General features: G+C 62.6%; 18 protein-coding genes. 11 read left to right on the plus strand and 7 right to left on the minus strand.

Annotated features, from left to right (window positions below; translation table 11 throughout):
- The 8 genes from QM649_RS15405 to QM649_RS15440 form a co-directional block, all read left to right on the plus strand.
- A partial coding sequence (locus tag QM649_RS15405) for an S-methyl-5'-thioadenosine phosphorylase (RefSeq protein WP_415199947.1) occupies nt 1-703 on the plus strand: 703 nt, incomplete at its 5' end.
- A 2-nt stretch (nt 704-705) separates the two neighbouring features.
- Nucleotides 706-1,641 (plus strand): PfkB family carbohydrate kinase, encoded by a 936-nt coding sequence (locus QM649_RS15410; protein WP_415199948.1) that lies wholly within the window; start codon nt 706-708, stop codon nt 1,639-1,641.
- Entirely contained in the window at nt 1,634-3,349 is a 1,716-nt protein-coding gene (locus QM649_RS15415; RefSeq protein WP_415199949.1) for an ArnT family glycosyltransferase, read from the plus strand. Before QM649_RS15410 ends, QM649_RS15415 begins: the two co-directional genes overlap by 8 nt.
- A complete protein-coding gene (locus QM649_RS15420; RefSeq protein ID WP_415199950.1) occupies nt 3,346-4,095 on the plus strand; it encodes an MgtC/SapB family protein in 750 nt (249 codons plus the stop codon). Before QM649_RS15415 ends, QM649_RS15420 begins: the two co-directional genes overlap by 4 nt.
- A 34-nt stretch (nt 4,096-4,129) precedes the next feature.
- Complete coding sequence (gene dapF / locus QM649_RS15425) at nt 4,130-4,942, plus strand: diaminopimelate epimerase (protein WP_415199951.1); 813 nt, start codon at nt 4,130-4,132, stop codon at nt 4,940-4,942.
- Nucleotides 4,939-5,871, plus strand: coding sequence for a S66 peptidase family protein (locus QM649_RS15430; RefSeq protein ID WP_415199952.1), 933 nt, complete (start codon nt 4,939-4,941; stop codon nt 5,869-5,871). Before dapF ends, QM649_RS15430 begins: the two co-directional genes overlap by 4 nt.
- Before the next feature lie 33 nt (nt 5,872-5,904).
- Complete coding sequence (mpl, locus tag QM649_RS15435) at nt 5,905-7,353, plus strand: UDP-N-acetylmuramate:L-alanyl-gamma-D-glutamyl-meso-diaminopimelate ligase (RefSeq protein ID WP_415199953.1); 1,449 nt, start codon at nt 5,905-5,907, stop codon at nt 7,351-7,353.
- A 6-nt stretch (nt 7,354-7,359) separates the two neighbouring features.
- The gene (locus QM649_RS15440) at nt 7,360-8,088 is read left to right on the plus strand and encodes a lysophospholipid acyltransferase family protein (RefSeq protein ID WP_415199954.1); all 729 of its coding nucleotides are present in this window, start codon (nt 7,360-7,362) and stop codon (nt 8,086-8,088) included.
- Nucleotide 8,089: 1 nt separating this feature from the next.
- Here QM649_RS15440 and QM649_RS15445 read toward each other — a convergent pair whose 3' ends face one another.
- The 6 genes from QM649_RS15445 to QM649_RS15470 all read right to left on the minus strand — a co-directional run bounded on the left by QM649_RS15445 (nt 8,090) and on the right by QM649_RS15470 (nt 15,516).
- Nucleotides 8,090-8,929: an SPOR domain-containing protein gene (locus tag QM649_RS15445; RefSeq protein ID WP_415199955.1), complete on the minus strand. Its 840-nt coding sequence runs from the start codon at nt 8,927-8,929 to the stop codon at nt 8,090-8,092.
- A gap of 18 nt (nt 8,930-8,947) precedes the next feature.
- Nucleotides 8,948-9,739, minus strand: a complete 792-nt coding sequence (locus QM649_RS15450) for a slipin family protein (protein WP_415199956.1) — start codon at nt 9,737-9,739, stop codon at nt 8,948-8,950.
- Nucleotides 9,740-9,790: 51 nt separating this feature from the next.
- Nucleotides 9,791-11,182 (minus strand): NfeD family protein, encoded by a 1,392-nt coding sequence (locus QM649_RS15455; protein ID WP_415199957.1) that lies wholly within the window; start codon nt 11,180-11,182, stop codon nt 9,791-9,793.
- Complete coding sequence (locus QM649_RS15460) at nt 11,179-12,813, minus strand: tetratricopeptide repeat protein (protein WP_415199958.1); 1,635 nt, start codon at nt 12,811-12,813, stop codon at nt 11,179-11,181. The genes QM649_RS15455 and QM649_RS15460 overlap by 4 nt, the downstream gene beginning before the upstream one ends.
- Before the next feature lie 68 nt (nt 12,814-12,881).
- Entirely contained in the window at nt 12,882-14,498 is a 1,617-nt protein-coding gene (locus QM649_RS15465; RefSeq protein ID WP_415199959.1) for a glycosyltransferase family 39 protein, read from the minus strand.
- Nucleotides 14,499-14,586: 88 nt separating this feature from the next.
- Complete coding sequence (locus QM649_RS15470; RefSeq protein WP_415199960.1) at nt 14,587-15,516, minus strand: DUF1684 domain-containing protein; 930 nt, start codon at nt 15,514-15,516, stop codon at nt 14,587-14,589.
- A gap of 263 nt (nt 15,517-15,779) precedes the next feature.
- Here QM649_RS15470 and QM649_RS15475 point away from each other — a divergent pair, with 263 nt between their 5' ends.
- A complete protein-coding gene (locus QM649_RS15475; protein ID WP_415199961.1) occupies nt 15,780-17,720 on the plus strand; it encodes a M61 family metallopeptidase in 1,941 nt (646 codons plus the stop codon).
- An 82-nt stretch (nt 17,721-17,802) separates the two neighbouring features.
- Here the strand turns inward: QM649_RS15475 and QM649_RS15480 are convergent, their stop codons facing one another.
- Nucleotides 17,803-19,275: a metallophosphoesterase gene (locus tag QM649_RS15480; protein WP_415199962.1), complete on the minus strand. Its 1,473-nt coding sequence runs from the start codon at nt 19,273-19,275 to the stop codon at nt 17,803-17,805.
- 253 nt (nt 19,276-19,528) lie between these two features.
- Here QM649_RS15480 and QM649_RS15485 point away from each other — a divergent pair, with 253 nt between their 5' ends.
- Both QM649_RS15485 and QM649_RS15490 read left to right on the plus strand, forming a co-directional pair.
- On the plus strand, nt 19,529-19,750 hold the full coding sequence (locus QM649_RS15485) for a DUF3185 domain-containing protein (RefSeq protein ID WP_415199963.1): 222 nt from the start codon (nt 19,529-19,531) through the stop codon (nt 19,748-19,750).
- Nucleotides 19,751-19,976: 226 nt separating this feature from the next.
- Nucleotides 19,977-20,831, plus strand: a complete 855-nt coding sequence (locus tag QM649_RS15490) for an aldo/keto reductase (protein ID WP_415199964.1) — start codon at nt 19,977-19,979, stop codon at nt 20,829-20,831.
- Nucleotides 20,832-20,870: the final 39 nt, after the last annotated feature.

Raw genomic sequence — 20,870 nt, forward strand, 5'->3', positions numbered from 1 at the left:
CCGCATCCTACCCTCGGAGCTGAACTTCCGCGCGAACATCTACGCGATGAAGGCTCTCGGCGTTGAGCGCATCCTCTCCGTCTCCGCCGTGGGCTCGCTCAAGGAAGAGCACAAGCCTACCGACTTCGTGATTCCCGACCAGTTCATCGACCGCACCTTCCACCGTGTTTCGACCTTCTTCGGTGAAGGCATCGTCGGTCACGTAGCCTTCGGCGATCCGGTCTGCGCCACCGTCGCGAAGACCGCCGAAGAAGCCTGCGCCGCACAGAACGTGGTAGGCAAGCGTGGCGGCACCTATGTCTGTATGGAAGGTCCGCAGTTCTCCACGCGCGCCGAGTCGAACCTTTATCGCAGCTGGGGCGCCGACGTCATCGGCATGACCAACCTGCAAGAGGCCAAGCTCGCCCGCGAAGCCGAGATCTGCTATGCGACCATCGCCATGGTCACCGACTACGACTGCTGGCATGAGGGCCACGACGACGTGACCGTCGACCAGATCGTCGCCGTGCTGCACCAGAACGCGACCAACGCAGCGCTGGTGGTCAAGTCCGCCGTCGCCGCCATGCCCACGGAGCGCGCCTGCGCCTGCGCCTCTGCCTCGAAATACGCCATCCTCACCGACCGCGCCGCGATTCCTGCCGAAACAAAGAAGAAGCTGGACCTGATCCTCGGCAAGTATCTGAACGAAAGCGAAAAGGGATAAGCATGGCGATTCTGGTAGTCGGCAGTGTGGCCTTTGACGGCATCGAGACGCCGTCCGGCAAGGTAGAGCGTGTCCTTGGCGGGGCAGCGACGTATTTCTCGCTCGCCGCCAGCTATTTCACAGATGTGCGCGTCATCGGCGTCGTCGGCGAGGACTTCACCGCCGAAAATGAAGCAGTACTGACGAATCGCGGCATCGACACGCTCGGCATCGAGCATGTCGAGGGCAAGAGCTTCTTCTGGGCCGGATCGTACATGACCAACCTGAACGAGGCGCAGACGCTCAAGACCGAGCTGAACGTCTTTCAGAGCTTCACCCCGAAGATCCCGGCCGCGTATGAGGACAGCGAGTTCCTCTTCCTGGCAAACATCGATCCCGTCCTGCAGGTCGACGTGCGCGCAAAGATGCCGCGCGTGAAGCTGGTCTGCGGCGACACCATGAATTACTGGATCAACGATCACCGCGCCAACCTCGAGAAGATGCTCAAGGGTATCGACGGCCTGTTGATCAACGACACCGAGGCGAAGCTGCTCGCAAAGGACAGCAACCTCGTCCTCGCCGCGAAGAAGATCCTCGCGCTCGGACCGAAGAGCCTGGTCGTCAAGCACGGCGAATACGGCGCGACGGCCTTCTTCAGCGACCGCTCCTTCCCCAACCAGCCCAAGCAGGTCTTCCTGCCCTTCCGCGCACCGGCCCTGCCGCTGTCCGAGGTCGTCGACCCCACCGGCGCAGGCGACTCCTTTGCCGGAGGATTTTTCGGCTACATTGCGTCGCAACCCGAGCTCACTCCGTCGATCTTTAAGAAGGCCATGTTCTACGGCGGCGTAATGGGATCCTTCGCCGTCGAGAAGTTCGGCACCGAACGCCTCCAGCAGCTCGATCGAAAGGAAATCGAGGAGCGCTTTGCGCTCTTCCGCGAACTCTCGCACCTTGAGTAAACCTACGAAGTCCGTCACCGTGAACAACCCGCGGCTGCGCAACCAGCGCCGCCGCGGGATTGACGTCTCTGAGCTCAGCCCGGCCCAGCAGGAGAAGCTCGCCCTTCGCGGCGAGACCTTCGTCGTCGCCTGGAGCTTCCTGCTCATTGCGCTCCTCGCGCTCTCTTACAGCTATTCGCACCAGCTCCTGCTGCTCTATGGCGACGCGGTCGCGCACATGCACATCGCGCGCCGGCTCATCGACTCCATCGAGCCCGGCTTCCGGCAGATGGGCTCAGTGTGGCTGCCGCTCCCACACCTGCTGCTGCTGCCCTTCATCTGGCGCATGGGCTGGTGGCAGACGGGCATCGCCGGGGCCTTCCCTTCGATGGGCGCCTACGTCCTCGGTGTCGCAGGCCTCTATCGTCTCGCGCGCCAATGGCTTTCGCCGCAGTTCTCCTTCGTCGCCCTTGCGCTCTTCGCGTTGAACCCCGGCCTCCTCTATATGCAGGCCACGGCGATGAACGAGCCGCTCTTCCTCGCGGAGATGATCTGGGCCGTGCTGCTGCTGGTCGAATATCGCCGCGAACTGGAATCGAACGATCACGCCCGCGCCTCGCGCCTGCTGGTCCTCTGCGGAGCCGTGCTTGTCGGCGCGGTCTTCACCCGCTACGACGGATGGATCTTCGCCGCCTTCGCCTGGGTCATTGCCCTGCTGCCCATGCTGCGCCGCGATCGCTGGCAGACCCGCACCGGGGGCGCCTTCGTACTCTTCACCGTGATGGTCGCCGTGGCTCCGCTCGTGTGGATGGGCTATTGCGCGAAGCAGTTCGGCGATCCGCTCGACTTCATGCGCGGCCCGTACTCGGCCAAGGCCATCGACGCCCGCACCACCAAGCCCGGCTCCCCGCACTATCCCGGCTGGCACAGCATGCCGGTCGCCGAGCTCTACTTCCTCAAGGCTGCCGAACTCGGAGCCGTCATCGCGCAGTGCGCCAACCTGCTGCTTACTTTGGCCGTGGCCGGTACCCTTGCTGCCGCCTGGAAGTGGCGCAAGGCCGGCATCCTGCCCGCGCTGCTGCTGTGGGTTCCGGCGCCGTTCTACGCGTATTCGGTCGCATACGGCTATGTGCCGATCTTCATCCCGCTATGGTGGCCGCACTCGTTTTATAACGTCCGCTACGGCATGGAGATGCTGCCGGTCTTCGCGCTGGCGCTGGCCTTCTTCGTAGCCTGGCTTGCAGGCGTGCTGAAGAAGCGCTGGCCCGTCGCCGCACCGTACCTGCCGTGGGCCTTCATCGTGCTGCTGCTGGCGAGCGACGTTACCCTCGCGAAGAAGACACCTCTGGTCCTCGGCGAAGCCATCAACAACTCGCGCAGCCGCGTGCCCTATGAGGCTGCTTACGCGCGCGCTCTGGCCGTGCTGCCGGAGAATGCGACCATCCTCGCCTACACCTCCGAGCACCCCGGCGCGTACCAGCAGGCTGGCATCCCGCTGAAGCACACCATCAACGAGTCGGACTACTACGAGTGGACACCCGCGCTGAAGAACCCTGCGGCCTCTGCCGACTACGTCATCACCACCGATAACGATCCGGTGGCGAAAGCCGTGGCCGCGCATCCGCAGAATCTCACGCTCATCAACATCGTGTGCTCGACTGATCAACCCTGCGTGCGCATTTATCAGTCCAACCGCCATGCCGCGGGTGGTAGCATCACGCAGAAATGAAGTTTTTGCCGACAACGCCGCTCGCCGCCATCGCTGCGCTGCAGGAGCCCGGGCACATGCTCAGCTTCAGCAATCCGCAGCAATGGCATCTGACGAGCGGCGTGATGGCCCGCCTGCTGCTTGCCGCCTTCCTCGGCGGCATCATCGGCGTGGATCGCGAGGCGCACCACAAGCCCTCCGGCATCCGCACGAATCTGCTTATCTGCTTCGGCGCGGCACTCTTTACCTTCCTCTCCTCGATCGTCGCCGGCGAAGGCAGCACGAACAAGGGCCAGATCGCCTCGAATGTCGTGCAGGGCATCGGCTTCCTTGGCGCCGGCCTCATCCTCCACAACCGCGACCGCATAAGCGGTCTCACCAGCGCCGCTACGGTATGGGCTGTCGCCTCCATCGGCATGGCCTGCGGAGCAGGACTCTACGCACCGGCGGTGCTCTCGGCCGTGCTCGTGATCCTTACGCTCGAAGTCGTCGGCATTCTCGAACGCAGCGGCAATCTCAAGTCCTACACCGTGGTCTACGAAACCCGCGGCAGTGACGATCAGGGCATGCGGCTCGCGATCCTCAACTCCATGGACCACGTGCAGCGACGCCTCAGTGAAGTGTGCGATGATTCGCTCGGCGATGTGCGGCGTCTCTCGTTTGAAGTTGCCGCTACCTATCGCATCCATCGCCGTCTCCTCGCCATGCTCAAGGACTCGCCTGCCATCGAGCAGGTTCACACCTTCCGCAGCCAGGAAGACGACTGATACAAATGAACGAAAGCTCAAGGAAAGAAACAGAATGACGTTTTTCGCCAAGGCCCATGCCTGCGGCAATGATTTTCTGATCGTGGAAGGCGCCTGCGACACGGCCCTCGCCGTACACCTCTGCAACCGCCACACCAGCGTCGGCGCGGACGGCGTCGAATTCCTCGAGTGGACCGGCGGCAGCTCCGGCAGCATCCGCCTGGCCAACGCCGACGGCTCCATCGCCGAGATCTCCGGCAACGGCACGCGCTGCGTCGCGGCATGGATGGTGCATCAGATCGAACAGAAGACCGGATTGCCGGTCGCGCCCGGCACCACCATCGAAATCGACACGGATGCCGGCATCCGTACCTGCACGCTCGTCAAGGCCGAAGGCCACCACTACGAGTTCGCCGCGCCCATGGGCGTGCCGCAGGTCGCAAAGCGCATCGTGACGCTTGCGGATGGCACCCCAGTCGAAGGTGTCGTGGTCTCTACCGGCAACCCGCACTTCGTCATCTTCGTCGGTGATGCGAGCTTCACCGCCTACAATCGCACATGGGAAGAGCTGGGCCGGGAAATCTGCTTCCACGCGGACTTCCCCGAGCAGACCAACGTCGAGTTCGTGCACATCCATGATTTGAGCCACATCGCCATCCGCATCTTCGAGCGCGGCGTCGGCCCCACGACCTCCTCCGGCACCGGTACCTGCGCCACCGCCGCAGCCACCATCGCCACGCGCAATGGCGAGCCTGCGCTGCGCGTGGTTGCGCCCGGCGGAGAACAGCGCATCAACTGGCCGGGCCGCGATGAGGAAATCGTCCTCACCGGACCGGCCGACCTCATCTGCACCGGAGAAGCCTGGTGATCCAGCAACCGCTCAAGCCCGCGGCCATCGCTCCCGGAGCGAAGGTCGCGGTCGTTGCGCCCGCAAGCAGCGCCAAGGGCGAGCGCATCGAAGGCGGCATCGCCGCTCTGAGCCACTACGGCTATCAGCCGGTCCTCTATCCGCACGCCGCCGGCCGTGAAGCCCCTTATTTCTCCGGCACCGTCGAAGAACGTCTCTCCGATCTCCACGAAGCCTTCGCCGATCCCGATATCGAAGCCATCTTTTGTACCCGTGGCGGTTACGGATCGAATTACCTCCTCGAAGACCTCGACGTCGACCTCATCGCCGACAATCCAAAGCCGTTTTTCGGCTACAGCGACCTCACCATCCTCCAGAGCTACCTGCTCGATCAGACCGGCCTCATCGGCTTTCACGGCCCCATGGTCGCAGCCGATCTCTATCGCAATGACGGCGTCGACGAGGCCAGCTTCTCCGATGCGCTCACCGGTGGGCAGGTGCTTGCAGGCGAGGCCCAGGGCCTGCGCATCCTGAAGCCCGGCCGCGCGCAGGGCGTGGTGCGCGGTGGCTGCCTCAGCATGCTCGTCTCCACGCTCGGCACGCCCTTTGCTCCGCAGACTGAGAACAGCCTGCTCTTCCTCGAAGACATCGGCGCCAAGCCTTACCAGATCGACCGTATGCTGCGCCAGATGGTGCTCGCTGGCAAGTTCGACGGTGTCACCGGCTTCATCTTCGGCGAGATGCTCGACTGTGTCTCACCCGGCGCGAATCCAAAGCTGCTCGACGAGGTCATCCTCCGCGTCTTCGACTGGTTCGAAGGCCCCATCGCCATTGGCCTGCGCTCGGGACACGTCTCGCGCGGCAATGTGACGCTGCCGCTCGGCATCTCGGCTGTGCTCTCCGCCGAGGAAGACCCCGTTCTCGAGTACCTCGAGCCGGCTGTCGACTAACCCTCTATATTCGTAATCAAGATTGTGACAAATATGCCGGACAGGAAACACATTCATCTCATCGGAATCTGCGGCACCGCCATGGCCTCCATCGCCGGGCTGCTGCAACTCAAGGGACATCGCGTTACGGGCTCTGACCAGGCGGCCTATCCCCCCATGTCCGACCTGCTTGCAAGCCTGCAGATCCCCGTCTCCGAACCGTTTTCCGAAGCAAACCTCCAGCCGCACCCGGACCTCGTCATCGTCGGCAACGCCATCTCGCGCGGCAATATCGAGCTTGAGTATGTGCTCGACCAGCGTATCCCCTTTACCTCGATGGCTGCCGTCATTCACGATGAATTCCTGCGCGGGCGCGAGTCACTGGTCGTCTCCGGCACGCACGGCAAGACGACGACCACCAGCATGCTCGCGTGGATTTACGCCGTCGCCGCACGCAGGCACGCAGAGCTTACGCCGTCCTTCCTTATCGGCGGCATTGCTGAGAACTTCGCTACCAGCTTCCAGCTTCAGGATGGCAAGCCCTTCATCCTCGAAGGCGATGAATACGACACCGCCTTCTTCGATAAGGGTCCGAAGTTCATGCACTACTTCCCCGACGCGCTGATCCTCACCCATGTCGAGTTCGACCATGCCGATATCTACAAGGATCTCGACGCGGTAAAGACAGCGTTCAAGCGTCTCGTAAACCTTGTCCCGCGCCGGGGACGCATCGTCGCCTTCGACGGCGCACCGAACGTAACGGAATGCCTGAGCCGCGCCTTTTGTAACGTCGAGCGTTACGGTTTCGAGCCCACTTCGATGTGGCAGGTCACAGGCCTGACGCACAACGGCAACCAGTCACGATGGAAGATGCTCCGCTCCGGTGAACCCTGGGCTGAGTTCTCGCTGCCCGTAGCCGGCGCGCATAACGTGCTCAACGCGACCGCCGCCGCTGCACTGGCCGCGGGCCAGGGTGTGCCACTCGAATCGATCGTCGAGGCGCTTGCCACCTTCCGCAGCGTAAAACGCCGCCTCGAAGTGAAAGCAGTCATCGACGGCATCACCATCATCGATGACTTCGCGCACCACCCAACCGCCATCCGTGAGACGCTGCGAGCCCTGCGTGAGGCCAATCCCGGCGCGCGCCTGTGGGCTGTGCTCGAACCGCGTTCGAACACACTGCGCCGCAATGTCTTCGAACACGAACTCATCGATTCGCTCGCAATTGCAGATGAAGTTGTACTCGCGGGCATCTTCAAATCGGAGAACATTCCCGAAGCCGAGCGGCTTCATCCCGAAGCGGTGGTGCGCGGCCTCAATGCGCGCAGCATCCCGGCAGAATTGCATCAGAACGCCAACGAAATCGTGGCAAGCATCGCACCACGCCTGCGCTCCGGCGATATTGTCGCCATCCTCTCGAATGGCGGCTTCGACGGCATCTACGAGAAGCTTCCGCAGCGTCTGCGCGCGCAGGCAGCAGCAGGAATCGAGACCCAGGCGTAACTCGCCATGCTGCCCGCGCTCACCATTCTCTTCATCTATGCGGTGCTGACGATCCCGGCGGCGATCGTCGGCATCCCGTGGACGCTCCTTACCGGCGACATCTCGCTCGTCTACCGGTGGGCCATGCGCATCATGCGCCTGGGGACGCGCGCAGCGGGCATCCGCATCGAGGCCGAATGGCGCACGCCGCTCGAACCTTCACAGCGCTATCTCTTCCTCGCAAATCACATCTCGAATCTCGATCCGCCGATCCTGTTGCCGCTGTTTCCGAAGCGAGTCTCCGTCTTCATCAAGCGCTCGCTCACAAAGCTGCCGCTTCTCGGCTACGGGATGAGGCTTGCCAGCTTCATCCCTGTCGATCGCGATGGCCGCGTGGAGAGCGCAAAGGCGAGCGTGGAAGAGGCTGCGCGCGTCATGGCCTCGGGCGTCGATGTGCTCTCGTTCGTCGAAGGCACACGTTCGCGCAGCGGGCGCCTGCTGCCCTTCAAGAAAGGGCCTTTCTATCTCGCGATGGAAACCGGCGCGCTCATCGTGCCCGTTTCGATCTCAGGCACCGAATCCATGATGAAGAAAGGCAGCCTGCGGCTCTATCCAGGCACCGCGCGCGTGCAGTTTCATGCGCCGATTCATCCAAAGGATTACGCAACGCGCGAAGCCCTGATGGAAGCCGTGCGCTCCGCTATCGCCTCTGGACTGCCGGAGTGGATGCGCAGCGACGAAGCCGCGAACGATTGAGTTACTTGAGGATCGCGTTGTAGCCATCGGCCAGCAGGCGCGACCGCATGGCACGGGCCTCGTCCTTGCTGGCAAACGGCCCCACCTGCACATGCACGAGGTTGTCGCGCGGATCGGTCCGCATCGTGGCGTTATAGCCGTGCTTCTTCAGCGCGCCCACAAGGATGCTGGCATCCTCATTCCGCGAGACCGCCGCAATCTGCACCATGATCGTCCCGGCTCCGGCCGGGGCTGTCGTGGTCGTCAGTGCAGCCGGCTGCGCATGCGGCTGCTGCACAGGAGGAGTGGGAACAGCCTGAAGGCTCGCCTGCTGAACCGCGGCGGGCTGCGCCGCCGGTCTTTGCGGTGCGGTCTCTTCTACCCCAGCTGAAGGCTTCGCTGCATGTACAGAGGACGTTCCGTCACCAGCTACAGGCGCACCTGCCGGACGGCGGGCCGGTCCATTCGGTGTAGGCACATAATCATATGCAGGATTACCTGCCACAGCAGCACCGGGCTTCGTCGCGGGCTCGCTTGCTTCCGGACTTGCCGTAGAACTTGTCTCGGAGTTCGTGTCACTTGCAGGCGAACTACCGTCTGCCGAGGCGATTGTCTCCTTCAACGGCGCGCTGCCACTGTCTTCGCCAGCGCTCTGCTTCGCCGTCGAGGATGAGCCTGCGGACGAGGCTGCTTCCTGCGCCGCGCGTCCGCTGCCACGCCCCATCGAATACCCGAGACCGAAGAAGACGCCGCACACCAGCACCGCGCCAAAGAACACGCCCAGCAGCGACTTTATGCCCAGGGTGATTTCGGTGTCCGAGTGGCGGATATCTTCTTCTTCGTCTTCGAGGATCGATCGCATAAGCGTTTCCTGTTCTTTCTAGCTTTCCGTCGCGGAGTTCTTTTCCGCTGCCGGTGGCTGCCCGGCAAATTTATTTAACAAGGACATCAACTCTACCGGCAGCGGAAACACCACCGTAGTGTTCTTCTCCACACCGATATCGGTGAGCGTCTGCAGATACTTGAGCTGCAGCGTGATCGGCTGCTGCGCCAGCAGGTTTCCCGCTTCCACCAGCTTCTGCGCGGCTGCGTATTCCCCCTCGGCGTTGATGATCTTCGACCGCTTCTCGCGCTCGGCCTCGGCCTGCTTGGCCATCGCCCGCAGCATGGACTCCGGCAGGTCGACCTGCTTCACCTCGACGCTGACCACCTTCACGCCCCACGGCTCAGTGCGCTGGTCGATGATGCTCTGGATGCGCTGGTTCAGTTGCTCTCGATGAGAGAGCAGCCCGTCGAGTTCCACCTCGCCCAGCACCGAACGCAGTGTCGTCTGCGCAAACTGCGAGGTCTGGTAGACGTAATTCGAGACTTCGATCACAGCCTTCGCCGGGTTAAGCACGCGCAGCGTGATGACCGCATTTACCTTGATGGTGACGTTGTCGTGCGTGATCACATCCTGCGGCGGCACTTCCAGCACTTCCTGCCGCAGCGAGACGCGCACCATCTGGTCCAGCGGGCGAAAGATGAGGATCACGCCCGGCCCCTTGGGCTGTGGCAGCGCACGTCCCAGGCGGAAGACGACTCCGCGCTCATACTCGCGGAGAATCTTGATGGAGCTGACGAGGTAAAAGCCAACGGCAAAAATCAGGATCAGAGCTGGAACACCAAGCATCTCAGGCCACCCGCCTGCGATTGTATCCCAGCATTTCGAGGCACAGGTGTCTCATCCGAGGCCAGGAAGCGCGCCGGGAACCCGCTCCACCAACAGCAGCAGGCCGCGAATGGCGAGAACTCGCACACCGTCGCCGTTGTGAATCATCGGGCGGCTGTCCGCCACAGCCTCCGCCAGCCACAATTCGCCGTGGATGAGGATCTGTCCGCGCTGAGCGGCTTCTCCGAAGGATGTGAAGTCCTCCTGCGCGAGGCCGGTCCATCCAACCATCGCTTCGGGGCCGGTGACAATCTTGTTCTGCCGCGCACGGATGGCAATGCGCACCAGCACCGTGGTGATCAACCCGAAGGCCACGCCGCAGGCCAGCGCTGTGGCCAGATGCACCTCAAGTTCCGGGATAGGCGCGGTGACCAGCGTGAGCGTGCCGAAGATCAGCGCTACAATCCCCGCAACCGCCAGCACACCATGGCTGGGAAATTTCGCCTCGAGCAGCAGCAGCGCAAAGGATGCCACCAGCAACATCACCGAGGTGTAATGCACCGGCAGCAGATTCAGCGCAAAAAGCGCGGTCATCAGCAGAAGCGTTCCCAGCGCACCGGGGATGATCGTCCCCGGCGCATTGAATTCGACATAAATCAGCAGCCCACCCAGCACGAGAATCAGCACGGCAAGGTTCGGATCCATCAGGCGATCGAGAATCGCCTCGCGCAGCGTCGGCTGCACGCGAACAAGCCTCGCATGCCCGGTATGCAGCAAAATCGTGCGGCCATCGAAGCGAGTCACCGTGCGGCCATCGAGCGACTGAAGCAGTGACGTCAGATCCGGCTGGACGGTGTCGATCAGATGCAGATCCAGCGCTTCACGCTCGGTATAGGACTTCGAATGCAATACCGCATCCTGCGCGGCATCCACGTTGCGGCCGCGCTTGGAGACAAAGGACCGCAGGAACGCCGTCGTATCGTTTTCGAGCTTCTCCTTCATCAGCGGATCGAGTTTGCCGCCCTCAACCACCGGATGCGAAGCGCCCGCATTCGTGCCCGGAGCCATTGCGGCCACATCCGCCGCCTCGAGCAGGAAGAATCCTGCCGAACCTGCGCGACTACCCGCTGGCCCGACATAAACCACCACAGGCACCGGCGACGCCAGCAGCTTCCCGACGAGCGAACGTGTCGTGTCGAGCAAACCACCTGGCGTGTTCAGCTCAATCACCAGAACTTCCGCATGATGGGAGGCTGCAACAGCGATGCCTCGTGTTACGAAGTCCTCGCTGATCGGCTGGATCGTGTCGTCGAGATCGAGCACGGCTACCGCAGGCGTTTCGCTCGGGGTAGTTTCCGGCGATAGCGCGCGGCCAGGCTTCCCTATCACCCAAACCGACAGGAAAACGAGGGCGAGGACGACGAACGCCGCTGCTGGCCGTGCCTTTCGCCCCGAGAACATCATGGAACCTGCTGTCCCCGCGCCTCGACGGCCTGCTTCATGCCCTTCGCATTCGCATTGTTCGGATCGATTTTCAGCGCCGCGCTCACCTCGCTGGCCGCGGGTGCAAGCTGGTTCGTCGCCAGGTCAAGACGCGCAAGCACCAGGTGTGCCGGCACATTCGGCTGCAGCGTGAGCGACTTCTGCGCCTCCTGCCGCGCCGCATCCACATCGCGGCTGTGTTCGCGAACTTCGGCCAGCCCCTCGTGCGCAGCAGCGGAGTTGGGGTCGGCGTGCAGGGCGGACTGGAACTCGCGCTCTGCCTCGAGAATGAGGCCGCGGTTCAGGAACTGCTCACCATCCTTCACCAGGGAAGCCGCCTGTGCAGCAGGAGGCAGCGCGGCCAGCCTCGCCGACTGTAGCTGCTCCATCTCGAACGCCGCCTGGCGGAAGCTCGTCTCGCTGTAAGAACGCTTGATGCGCTCGAGCGGCAGGCTGTCATCCACGATGGCCTTCCCCGGATCGGGGTTCACCTTGATCGTGCTCGGGTCCTTGAGCTGCGTCGAGAAGGTCTGCGCCTCGCTGTCGAGCGGGCGAAGCTTCAACGCGGCATCGATCTCGCGGATCGCGCCGGGAATGTCATTGCGCTTGCGGAGCGCCACCGCCAAGTTGAAGTGATAATCCTCGTCGCGCGGATCCGCGGCGATAGCCTGCTGAAACTGCGGCCCGGCATCACGTCCGCGGCGGCTGGCCGCGACTCCCTGATTGTTCACCACCTCGGGCAGCGGCAGGCGCAGGCTCACAAAGGCGAAGGCATCCTCGGCCTTCATATAGTTCGCCGTGTAAAAGAAGGCGAGTCCGCGATAGAAGTCGGCCTCAAGCGCATTGGGGTCGTCCTTCGAAAGATGCCCCAGCGTCTCGGCCGCCTCATCGTAATTCTGGTTGGAGAAATATGCGCGGCCCAGCGCCAGCCACGCCGGCATGAAGCTCGGGCTCAGGCGCACCGCTTCGCGCATGTGCACAATGCGATCGGTGGGTGAGTCCGTCGTCACGCCACGGATGTACGCCTCGAAGGCATCGACGCGCAACGGCGAATCGGCGGCGAGGAAGGTCTGCTCGGCGACCGCGTAACTCGGGTCGAGCTTGCGAGCGACGTTCCAGGCCAGGCCGTTCAGCGTATCCATCAGGCTCTTCAGCTCGGCCTGCTGCGTCAGCGGAGCACTCAGCGTTAGCGTGCCGATATCGAGGATCTGCGCCTTGAAGCCCAGCTGGCCGTTTTCGAGCGTGTAAGAGCCGACGATGACATCATCCGCATCGAGATTCTCGGCAATGCGGATCGTCGTTGCGCGCGACGGTGCAAGATTCAGCGGCAGCCCCAGGCGGTCGAGCGCATAAAGGCGGTCCCCACGGCTGATGCTGAGAAATCCCGCCGAATTCAGACGGCGGTTGAGGATGTCGGCCGCAGCTTCCCCGATCCAGTCCAGGCTCTGCTGCCCTGTCTGATTGGCAAATGGCAGCACCAGCAGCAGACGCCCCTGCTTTTCCTCCGCCCGGCTGGCTGTGGCACTCGCCTCCTGCGCCACAGCGCGGGACGATGCAGCCGGAATGGCAGACAGAACGACGATCAGGAGGAGGGAAAAAGACTTGAGCCGCACAGCAAAGATTATAGGTGGCGCGGCAGCTTCAGGGTGTGAGTCCAGCTTCGGCGTTGCGGGACCGGTCCTTACCGCGACGGTGGCGGCATGAGCTTCGCGTCCATTACGCGATTGAAGGTCAGCACCGCGGCCCACTGCCCTTTGCGATAGTCCTGCCAAGCGATCTGGCCGTTCAGCAGGTGCGCGGCCTCCTTTGGCATCAGGTCGACATGGAAATCAAAGAAACGACGGTCCAGCGCCTCGTTCGCCGGCCCAAGGCTCATCGGCAGGCGCGGCGGATCGTACTTCGTCGAGAACAGGAATGCGGTAGAGTAATCGCCGGGATTCTGCGCCGCCGCCTCGATCTGCTCGAAGGTAAAGTTATCGATCGCCTTCACCCGGATCGGCTGCTGCACATAGCCAAGCTCCGGCTTGGTCAGCTCATCGGTCGCAGGCCATGCGGTCAGGATCACGTCATGCGAATAGTGCGCCGTGATCTGCCGGATCGCCGCCTGGTGCAATCGGATCACATCGCGATAGGCGAGATTGTCCTCGGGCGCAAAGCGATAAGGAGGATTGACGAAGATACCGGCGACAAATCCCGCCGCGCTCAAGGCCACCAGCGCGGGCCACATCTGCAGCCGCCGGCGGAAGGTGCTCACGCAGAGCAGCAGGATGAGCGGATAAAGCGGCAGCAGGTAACGGGTGAGCAGCGCGCCGCCGACCAGCGAGAACAGCAACACATTCGTCCCCAGCACGACGGCAAACAATGCCTGGTCAAGCCGCGCAATCTGCCGCCTCTGCGCGCCGTGCTCATCTTCAAGCGGCGCCAGCAGCAGGCATCCGGCCATCAGCAATACCGGCACAAAGAGGTTCATGTGCGCCGTGACGTGAAGCAGGCGATGCGCCAGGGCCAGGGCAATGCGCAGCGGCTGGTGCGTGGTCTGCGCGTTGTAACGGAGGTATTCGGGATTGCCGAAGAGGAAGCCCGTCTTGTGGCGGTGATACGCGTACCAGCAGAGTAGCGGCAATACGGGTAGAAGCAGCTTCGCGGCACGCGCGAGCGCAGTGGACCGGACAGCACGACCCTCCTCTGCCCTGCCCGACCGACCCTGAAGCCTCGGCTCGCCGAAGGCCGCCCATACAGCGAGCGCCAGCGGCGTGACCACTGCCGTCTCCTTGCTGAGAGCGGCCACGGCAAAGCAGATCGCGGCAAGCCAGTCAGACACGCCCGTGCGGTCGATGAGAAATGCGATACCCCAGACCGTCGCAGCTGCGGCAAAAATGTCCGCGTGGGCCAGCGTGCTCTGCACGAAGACAATCGGATAGAGCGCGGTAAGGAACACCGTTGCCGCGGCCACACTCGCCTGCCCGGTCGTCCGCAGCGCCAGCCGCCAGACTCCGGTGAACATCAGGCTTGAAACCGCGCTGACCGCCACGCGCGTGACCAGAGGAGAAAACCCGAATAGCTTCCACCATAGAGCCAGATAGAAAGACGGCATCGGCGGATGCGCATTGGTCAATGTGCTGTAAGGAATCAGCGCGCCGGTTCGGAAGAAATCATAGGCCGCCGGAATGTAATAGCCCGCCTCGTCCCAATAATACGGAAGGCGCAGCAGGGGCCAGTGCAGCGCGACCACGACCAGAAAGATAACAATGAAGATGAGCCCTGACGGCAAAACACGCCGTAACTGATCGTGGTTCAAGACGAGCCTCGCGTGCGATCAGTCTATCAGGCACTTAGCCTTGATTTACTGGTGAAGTAACCGTTGGCTGATTACTTCACCCTCGAAGCTAGTGGGAGTATTTTTCCTCACCCACTGGAAGCGCAACCGCCAGGCGGTTCTGCGGCGGAGGCAGCGGGCAGGTGGCATACGGCGTATACGCGCACGGAGGATTCTGCAGGCGGTTGAAATCGATCGTCAGCGTGCCCGGCTGATCGAGGCCGTGATCCGGAAATCCGGTATAAAGAAACCGCGCCGCGCCGTAACTGGTCTTGCCGCTGGTCGCATCCCGCACGATAAAGAACAACTCCTTGTCTCCGGGGCCCTCGATCACCGGCACGAGCTTCACCGTCTGACCATCCAGGGTGAAGTCTGCTTCGCCCGGCGCCTCCATCTCGTTGATCGTGCCGACGATCGACGGGACATGCAGCGTCTGGTGCGGATGATACGGAACCCAGCGCGCATTCACGATGTACTTAGGGTTCGCCTCGTACCAGTGCAGCCCATGGAAGTTCACCAGCGTCGGAGCTTGCGCATCCTTGACCCGCACCGCATAGCGATCGCCGCGATGGATTACGTAGAAGCTGATGCTGCCGATCGATACGGCGGTCGGATGCCCGGACGCGTCGTCGCTGAGCGTCGTCTCCGTCGCCGGAGCATCGTTCACCTTGAGTCCCGCCGGAAATCCCCCGGCCGGAGGCTTGAGGCGAATGGTGGTTCCGTCCAGCGCAATGACACCGAGATGCGCCGGAGCGACTCCCTCGAGTTGCAGACGGTTATCCGCGGCCGAGCCGATCGCATTGTCGCCCGGCTTCAGCCAGTCCAGCCCCACCAGCGTCAACCAGCCGTTGGGCGAAGCAAGCCCCTGCTCATGATGCGCACGCCAGGTGAGCAGATCGGCCTTCCAGGTTGAAGGCGTCGGGGGCGTGGGAGTTTCGGCCAGAGCGAACAGGGTGGATGCGGAGACAGCAAGGGCAGCGACTGTGCGGAAAACTTTCATGGGAATCCTCAGAAGAAAGACAACGGGAAGGCAGAAAACGCAGAAGGGCGCGCTGTTATCGACAACAGGCGGGGAGAGCACAAAGCTGGGAGCAGCGCTCGATCACCCTTTCAGCATACGGCGCGCAAAATCCCCGGTCAATGGATTCCCCCGCAGCATCCCTTCGCCGCATTCTTTCCCGGATGTGCCGCCAGATGCGTACAAGTGTCCCACCTCCGACGTATACAGTGGAGGTACATCCGATTTACACACTGGAGTGATCCGTGATCGATTCCCGCTCGCGCTGGAGCGCTGCCGCGCTCTCTGCTGGCCTTTCTCTTGGTCTTCTTTCGCAAGTCGCCCTCGCCGAATCCCCCGGCCCCAAGGCCGTGCCGCTGCCGCCTCCCATCGCCGCGCCAGTGGATACGCCCTATCCCGGCACGCTCTCCCTGCTGGTCGACGCCACGGACACCGTGCATCGCTATCTCGATGTGCATGAGACCATCCCGGTAAAGGCCGGCCGCCTCACACTGCTCTATCCGCAGTGGATTCCCGGCAACCACTCGCCGACAGGACCGATCTCGAAGGTCGCCGGCCTCGTCGTCACTGCCAATGGCAAGCCCCTGACCTGGGTGCGCGACCGCGTCGACGTCTATGCCTTTCACATCGATGTGCCCGAAGGTGTCTCCGAGATCGAAGTCAACTTCCAGTACCTCACACCGATCAGCGGACGGGAAGGCCGCGTCACCTTCTCTTCGAAGCTGATCGATCTCTCCTGGAACACCGTCGTTCTCTACCCCGCCGGACACTACTCGCGGCAGATCACCTTCGCGCCCACGCTGAAGCTGCCCGCGGACTGGAAGTACGCGACCGCGCTCGAAACGGCGTCGAAGGACGGCGACACCGTTCACTTCAAGAACACCACGCTCAACACGCTGGTTGATTCGCCGCTCTATGCCGGTTTGAACTACGAGCGCGTCGACCTCTCGAACAGCCCGGACAACAAGGTCTTCCTCGACGTCTTCGCCGACACGCCGCAGGAGCTAGCGATCTCGCCTGAGGCACTGGAAGGTCACAAGAAGCTGATCGAGCAGGCGGCCAAGCTTTACGCTTCGCATCACTACGACCACTACGACTTCCTGCTCTCGCTGAGCGACACCATCGGCGGCGAAGGCCTCGAGCACCACCAATCGAGCGAAGACGGTACCGGCGGCAAGTACTTCACCGACTGGGCCGCGGGCGTAGGCGGACGCGATCTGCTCGCCCACGAATACACCCACTCCTGGGATGGGAAATTCCGCCGTCCGGCCGATCTCTGGACGCCGAACTTCAACGTCCCCATGCAGGACGACCTGCTGTGGGTCTACGAAGGCATGACTCAGTACTACGGCTTCGTGCTGACCGCCCGTTCCGGCATGCGTACGCCTGAGCAGACGCGCGACCTTATCGCCTCCGTTGCTGCTGGCTTTGAAGTCAGCCCCGGCCGCAAGTGGCGTCCCATGGTCGACACCACGAACCAGCCGACCGTCTCGCAACGCTCGCCCGTGACCTGGGTGAGCTGGCAGCGCCCCGAGGACTACTACACCGAGGGCCTGCTCATCTGGCTTGATGCCGATACCAAGATCCGCGAGCTGAGCAACGGACAGAAGTCGCTCGACGACTTCGCCAAGCTCTTCTACGGCATCGACAACGGCAGCTACATCACCAAAACCTACACGCTGGACGACGTCATCGCGACGCTCAACACCGTGCAGCCCTATGACTGGAAGACCTTCCTGCAGACGCGCGTGTATGACCTGCACGCCGAGGTGCCGGAGAACGGCTTTACACAGGGCGGCTACAAGCTCACCTACACCGACAAGCAGCCGGAATGGCAGAAGCATGGCGGCGAAGCTCGCGGCTCAAGCTTCTCCACCTCGCTGGGCTTCTCTGTAATGGGCGACGGCAACATCGCCGGTGTCTGGTGGGACAGCGTGGCCTTCAAGGCCGGCATCGTTCCGGGCGCGCAGATCGTCGGCATCAATGGTGAAAGCTTCTCGGTGGACAAGCTGAGGGCAGCAATCCTCGCCTCCGAAAAGTCCACCGACCCAATCAAGCTCGTCGTGAAGCGCGACGATCAGGTGCTCAACCTCTCGCTCGACTATCACGGCGGTCTGCGCTATCCGCACCTTGAGCGCGTGGACGGAACACCGGCTCGGCTCGACGACATCCTCGCAGCGAAGTAAGTCCAACCCGCACAGGACAAGAGGCCCGGGAGCAATCCCGGGCCTCTTGTCTTTTCTGCACTCCTGTTGACGGGCCTCGGCCTCACTTCGCCGACTGGCACTCGCAGGCGGCATAGCTCTTTGCCGTGGTGTTATCGAGCGAGCAGCGGTACTCCGACCAGAAGAGACCGATTGCCGGAATCCTGCCGCCCGCGTAGTAATTGTGGATGTAGGCATGCGCCGTCGCGGACTGTCCACGATCGTCCTTCGCGAGCCCGTCGAGCAGCGGGGCTAGGCCCTGAGGCGTGTATTCATTTACATGGTAAGTATTGGCGAAATCGTATTCCTCGGACCATCGCGTGTCGAGGCCCGAGCTATTGGACGCCGTGATCACGCGGTAATCCGTGAGCGTGGCGCTGTTCTCGTTGATAGCCGCCAGCGTAAAGGCAGGCGCGTTGCCGTTGACCGGCGAGATGGATGGCACCATCTTGATCGCGATGGGCGTCTGCGCGCCACCGCTGCTGCCGTTGCCGTCCGCGCGCAGCAGTCGCATTTCATCCATATGGGTGTGCGCGAATATCCCTAACCGGATCACATCCCCATATTTCTCGAGCAGATCGATCAGCCGCGTATTGAGCCAGTCGGACAGGAACATTTGCGCGGGTTCGTTATGGCAGACAGCGCGGAACTTCATCATGGTCGCGAAGACATCCACACCCGGCGGAATATGCGCCATCACCCAGATCTTTTCCCCATGCGCACGGGCATCCGCGAGCTGCGCCTCCAGCCACACCAGCTGCTGCAGCGCCGGATGCGGATCGGCGCTCCTGCGGCAGTCCTCGTAATTCACCGAGAAGAACAGGTCGTCGAGCACCAGGATGCGCGTCTTCGGCAGAGGCAGATGCGCGGAGTAATCGCCATCGATGGCGATCTGTTTTTCCGCCTGTGCCCTATCGGCATCCGGCAATCCCGCGCCTAGCACGCGCCCGGCCTCGGCGAGGAAGGCGCTGTTCGCATCCAGCTTGTAGTCGTCGCACACCGCATCATTGTTGCCCAGCGCGATGTAAACCGGCACGCCGGGGAAAGCCGCGCGAATCTGCTCGCTCACAAAGGTGATGGTCTTCTCGACAAAAACGTCGTAAGCGCCATCCGCGGCGTTCGGCATCAGGGTGCGATAGCGGCACTTGAAGTTATGCGAGATGAGATCGCCGCTCACCGTGATGAATTTCGGCGCCGGCTTCTGCGCGCGCATCGCATCGAGACTCGAACGAAACAGCGGGTACGGCGTATCGATACCTCGAATCGGGCAGTTCTCCTGCAGAGAAACAGCATCCTGCGCCTGCGTCTTCGAGAGCGGGCTCGAAAGAATCGCAGCCCACTGGCTTACCGGCGCGCGATCCAGCTGATTCACCCTCGCCGGGTCATGGAACGGGTCGAGATGCACATCGCTCACCAGCAATGCGGGAACGGAGCTATCCGGCGAGCTCTCGGCCCGCGCCCGCAGGCCAGTCACAGAAAGAAGGCAGAAAAATACCAGCAGCCATCGGCAGGAATACAAGTGAAAACGGTGAACCAAGCGTGTCCTTCCTAAGCAAGACTGTCAGGCGCGCGTCGCACGCCGTATTTCAGTTCTGAGTTCAATTCTGCTTGACCGCCGGGGAGTGAAGGGGAAAATAATCGCGCCTTTTCCATCCCGGCCCTCCACGCTCGGCATCCGGGAGCGGTGGCTGTCCTGCGCGGCCGTGCCGTCTCCGGCCTTCAACTCCGGAGTACATCCCCGCACGAGCCGCTGTCATCACAGTGCCAGTCCGAATGTAAGGAGTTCCCCCGTGAAAGCAGCCACCATCATCGGCATTCTGCTCGTCGTGCTCGGCATCGTCGGCTTTGCCGTCGGCGGGATTACCGTCTCCCATCAGAAGAAGGACGTCGATCTGGGTCCGGTGCAGATCTCCCACAAGGAGCACAACACCATGCCCATTCCTCCCATCCTTGCCGGAATTTCGCTCATCGCCGGCGTCGGCCTGATTATCGTAGGTACCCGCAGCAAATAGCTGGCCTGCTCCCGACGCTTTCATCCTGCCCTGATTCTCTTTCCAGATATTTCCTTCCAGATATCTCCTGTTGTGTGCTCTTTTCCCTGCTCCCACTTGCCGGTTGTCTGCGGGTGGGAGCATTCTGTTTTCGCGTGTTGCCCCGCTGCGGCGAGACGTCTGTAAGCTGCCAGTTCCGATCGTCTGTACCCGTCCCCAACCTCCAACCGCATCTCGCGAGGTTCCCATGAACCGCAGAGACTTTCTCACCGGCGCGGCGGCAGGACTCGGCGCAGCCTGCATCTCTCCGAATCTCGGCTCGGCCCTGGAAGTTCCCGCCACGCCGAAGCCTCTCGCGCACGATCGCGTCACCCTCGGCAAAACCGGCATCGTCACCAGCCGCCTGGCCATGGGCACTGGAACCATCGGCTACGGCGGAGGCTCGAACCAGACCCGCATGGGCGCCCTCATCGCGCTGCTGCTAAAGGGATACGGACACGGCCTGAACTTCTTCGATACCGCCGACTCCTACGGCAGCCACCCTGAAGTCGCAGCCGCCCTGCGCCAGATTCCCCGCGACAAGGCCGTCGTGCTCACCAAGTGCGACTCCCGCGATCCGGCCGAGGCAAAAGCCGACATCGACCGCTTTCTGAAAGAGCTCAACACCGACTACATCGACATCCTGCTGATCCACTGCGTCACTGAAGACGACTGGACCACCCGCTATCGCGGCGTGATGAATGTCTTCTCCGAGGCCAAGGCACAGGGCAAGATCCGCGCGCACGGCGTCTCCTGCCACTCCATCTCGGCCTTGCGCGCCGCGGCGGCCTCGCCGTGGGTCGAGGTCGATCTGGTCCGCCTCAACCCCATCGGCGCGGTGATGGACGACCATCCCGACACGGTGACCGATATCGTGCGCCAGATGCGCGCACAGGGCAAAGGCATCATCGGCATGAAGATCCTCGGACAGGGCGCGATGCGCCACCGCCAGGATGAGGCTATCCGCTACGCGCTGCGGCGCGACGTCCTCGACGCCTTCACCATCGGAGCCGAAAACGAGCAGGAGCAGCAGGATCTGATCCAAAGAATTGCTGCCGCGTAAACACGCAGGCGACAGCTCGGCCGGCAAAGACCGATGAGA

This window comes from Silvibacterium sp. (assembly GCF_047605705.1).
Taxonomy (GTDB): Bacteria; Acidobacteriota; Terriglobia; order Terriglobales; family Acidobacteriaceae; genus Silvibacterium.

Bases quoted from the DNA above. Each gene is read 5' to 3' on its own strand.
- QM649_RS15410 (WP_415199948.1), top strand. From the start codon at position 706: ATGGCGATTCTGGTAGTCGGCAGTGTGGCCTTTGACGGCATCGAGACG.
- QM649_RS15420 (WP_415199950.1), top strand. From the start codon at position 3,346: ATGAAGTTTTTGCCGACAACGCCGCTCGCCGCCATCGCTGCGCTGCAG.
- dapF (WP_415199951.1), top strand. From the start codon at position 4,130: ATGACGTTTTTCGCCAAGGCCCATGCCTGCGGCAATGATTTTCTGATC.
- mpl (WP_415199953.1), top strand. From the start codon at position 5,905: ATGCCGGACAGGAAACACATTCATCTCATCGGAATCTGCGGCACCGCC.
- QM649_RS15440 (WP_415199954.1), top strand. From the start codon at position 7,360: ATGCTGCCCGCGCTCACCATTCTCTTCATCTATGCGGTGCTGACGATC.
- QM649_RS15445 (WP_415199955.1), bottom strand. From the start codon at position 8,929: ATGCGATCGATCCTCGAAGACGAAGAAGAAGATATCCGCCACTCGGAC.
- QM649_RS15450 (WP_415199956.1), bottom strand. From the start codon at position 9,739: ATGCTTGGTGTTCCAGCTCTGATCCTGATTTTTGCCGTTGGCTTTTAC.
- QM649_RS15455 (WP_415199957.1), bottom strand. From the start codon at position 11,182: ATGATGTTCTCGGGGCGAAAGGCACGGCCAGCAGCGGCGTTCGTCGTC.
- QM649_RS15470 (WP_415199960.1), bottom strand. From the start codon at position 15,516: ATGAAAGTTTTCCGCACAGTCGCTGCCCTTGCTGTCTCCGCATCCACC.
- QM649_RS15490 (WP_415199964.1), top strand. From the start codon at position 19,977: ATGAACCGCAGAGACTTTCTCACCGGCGCGGCGGCAGGACTCGGCGCA.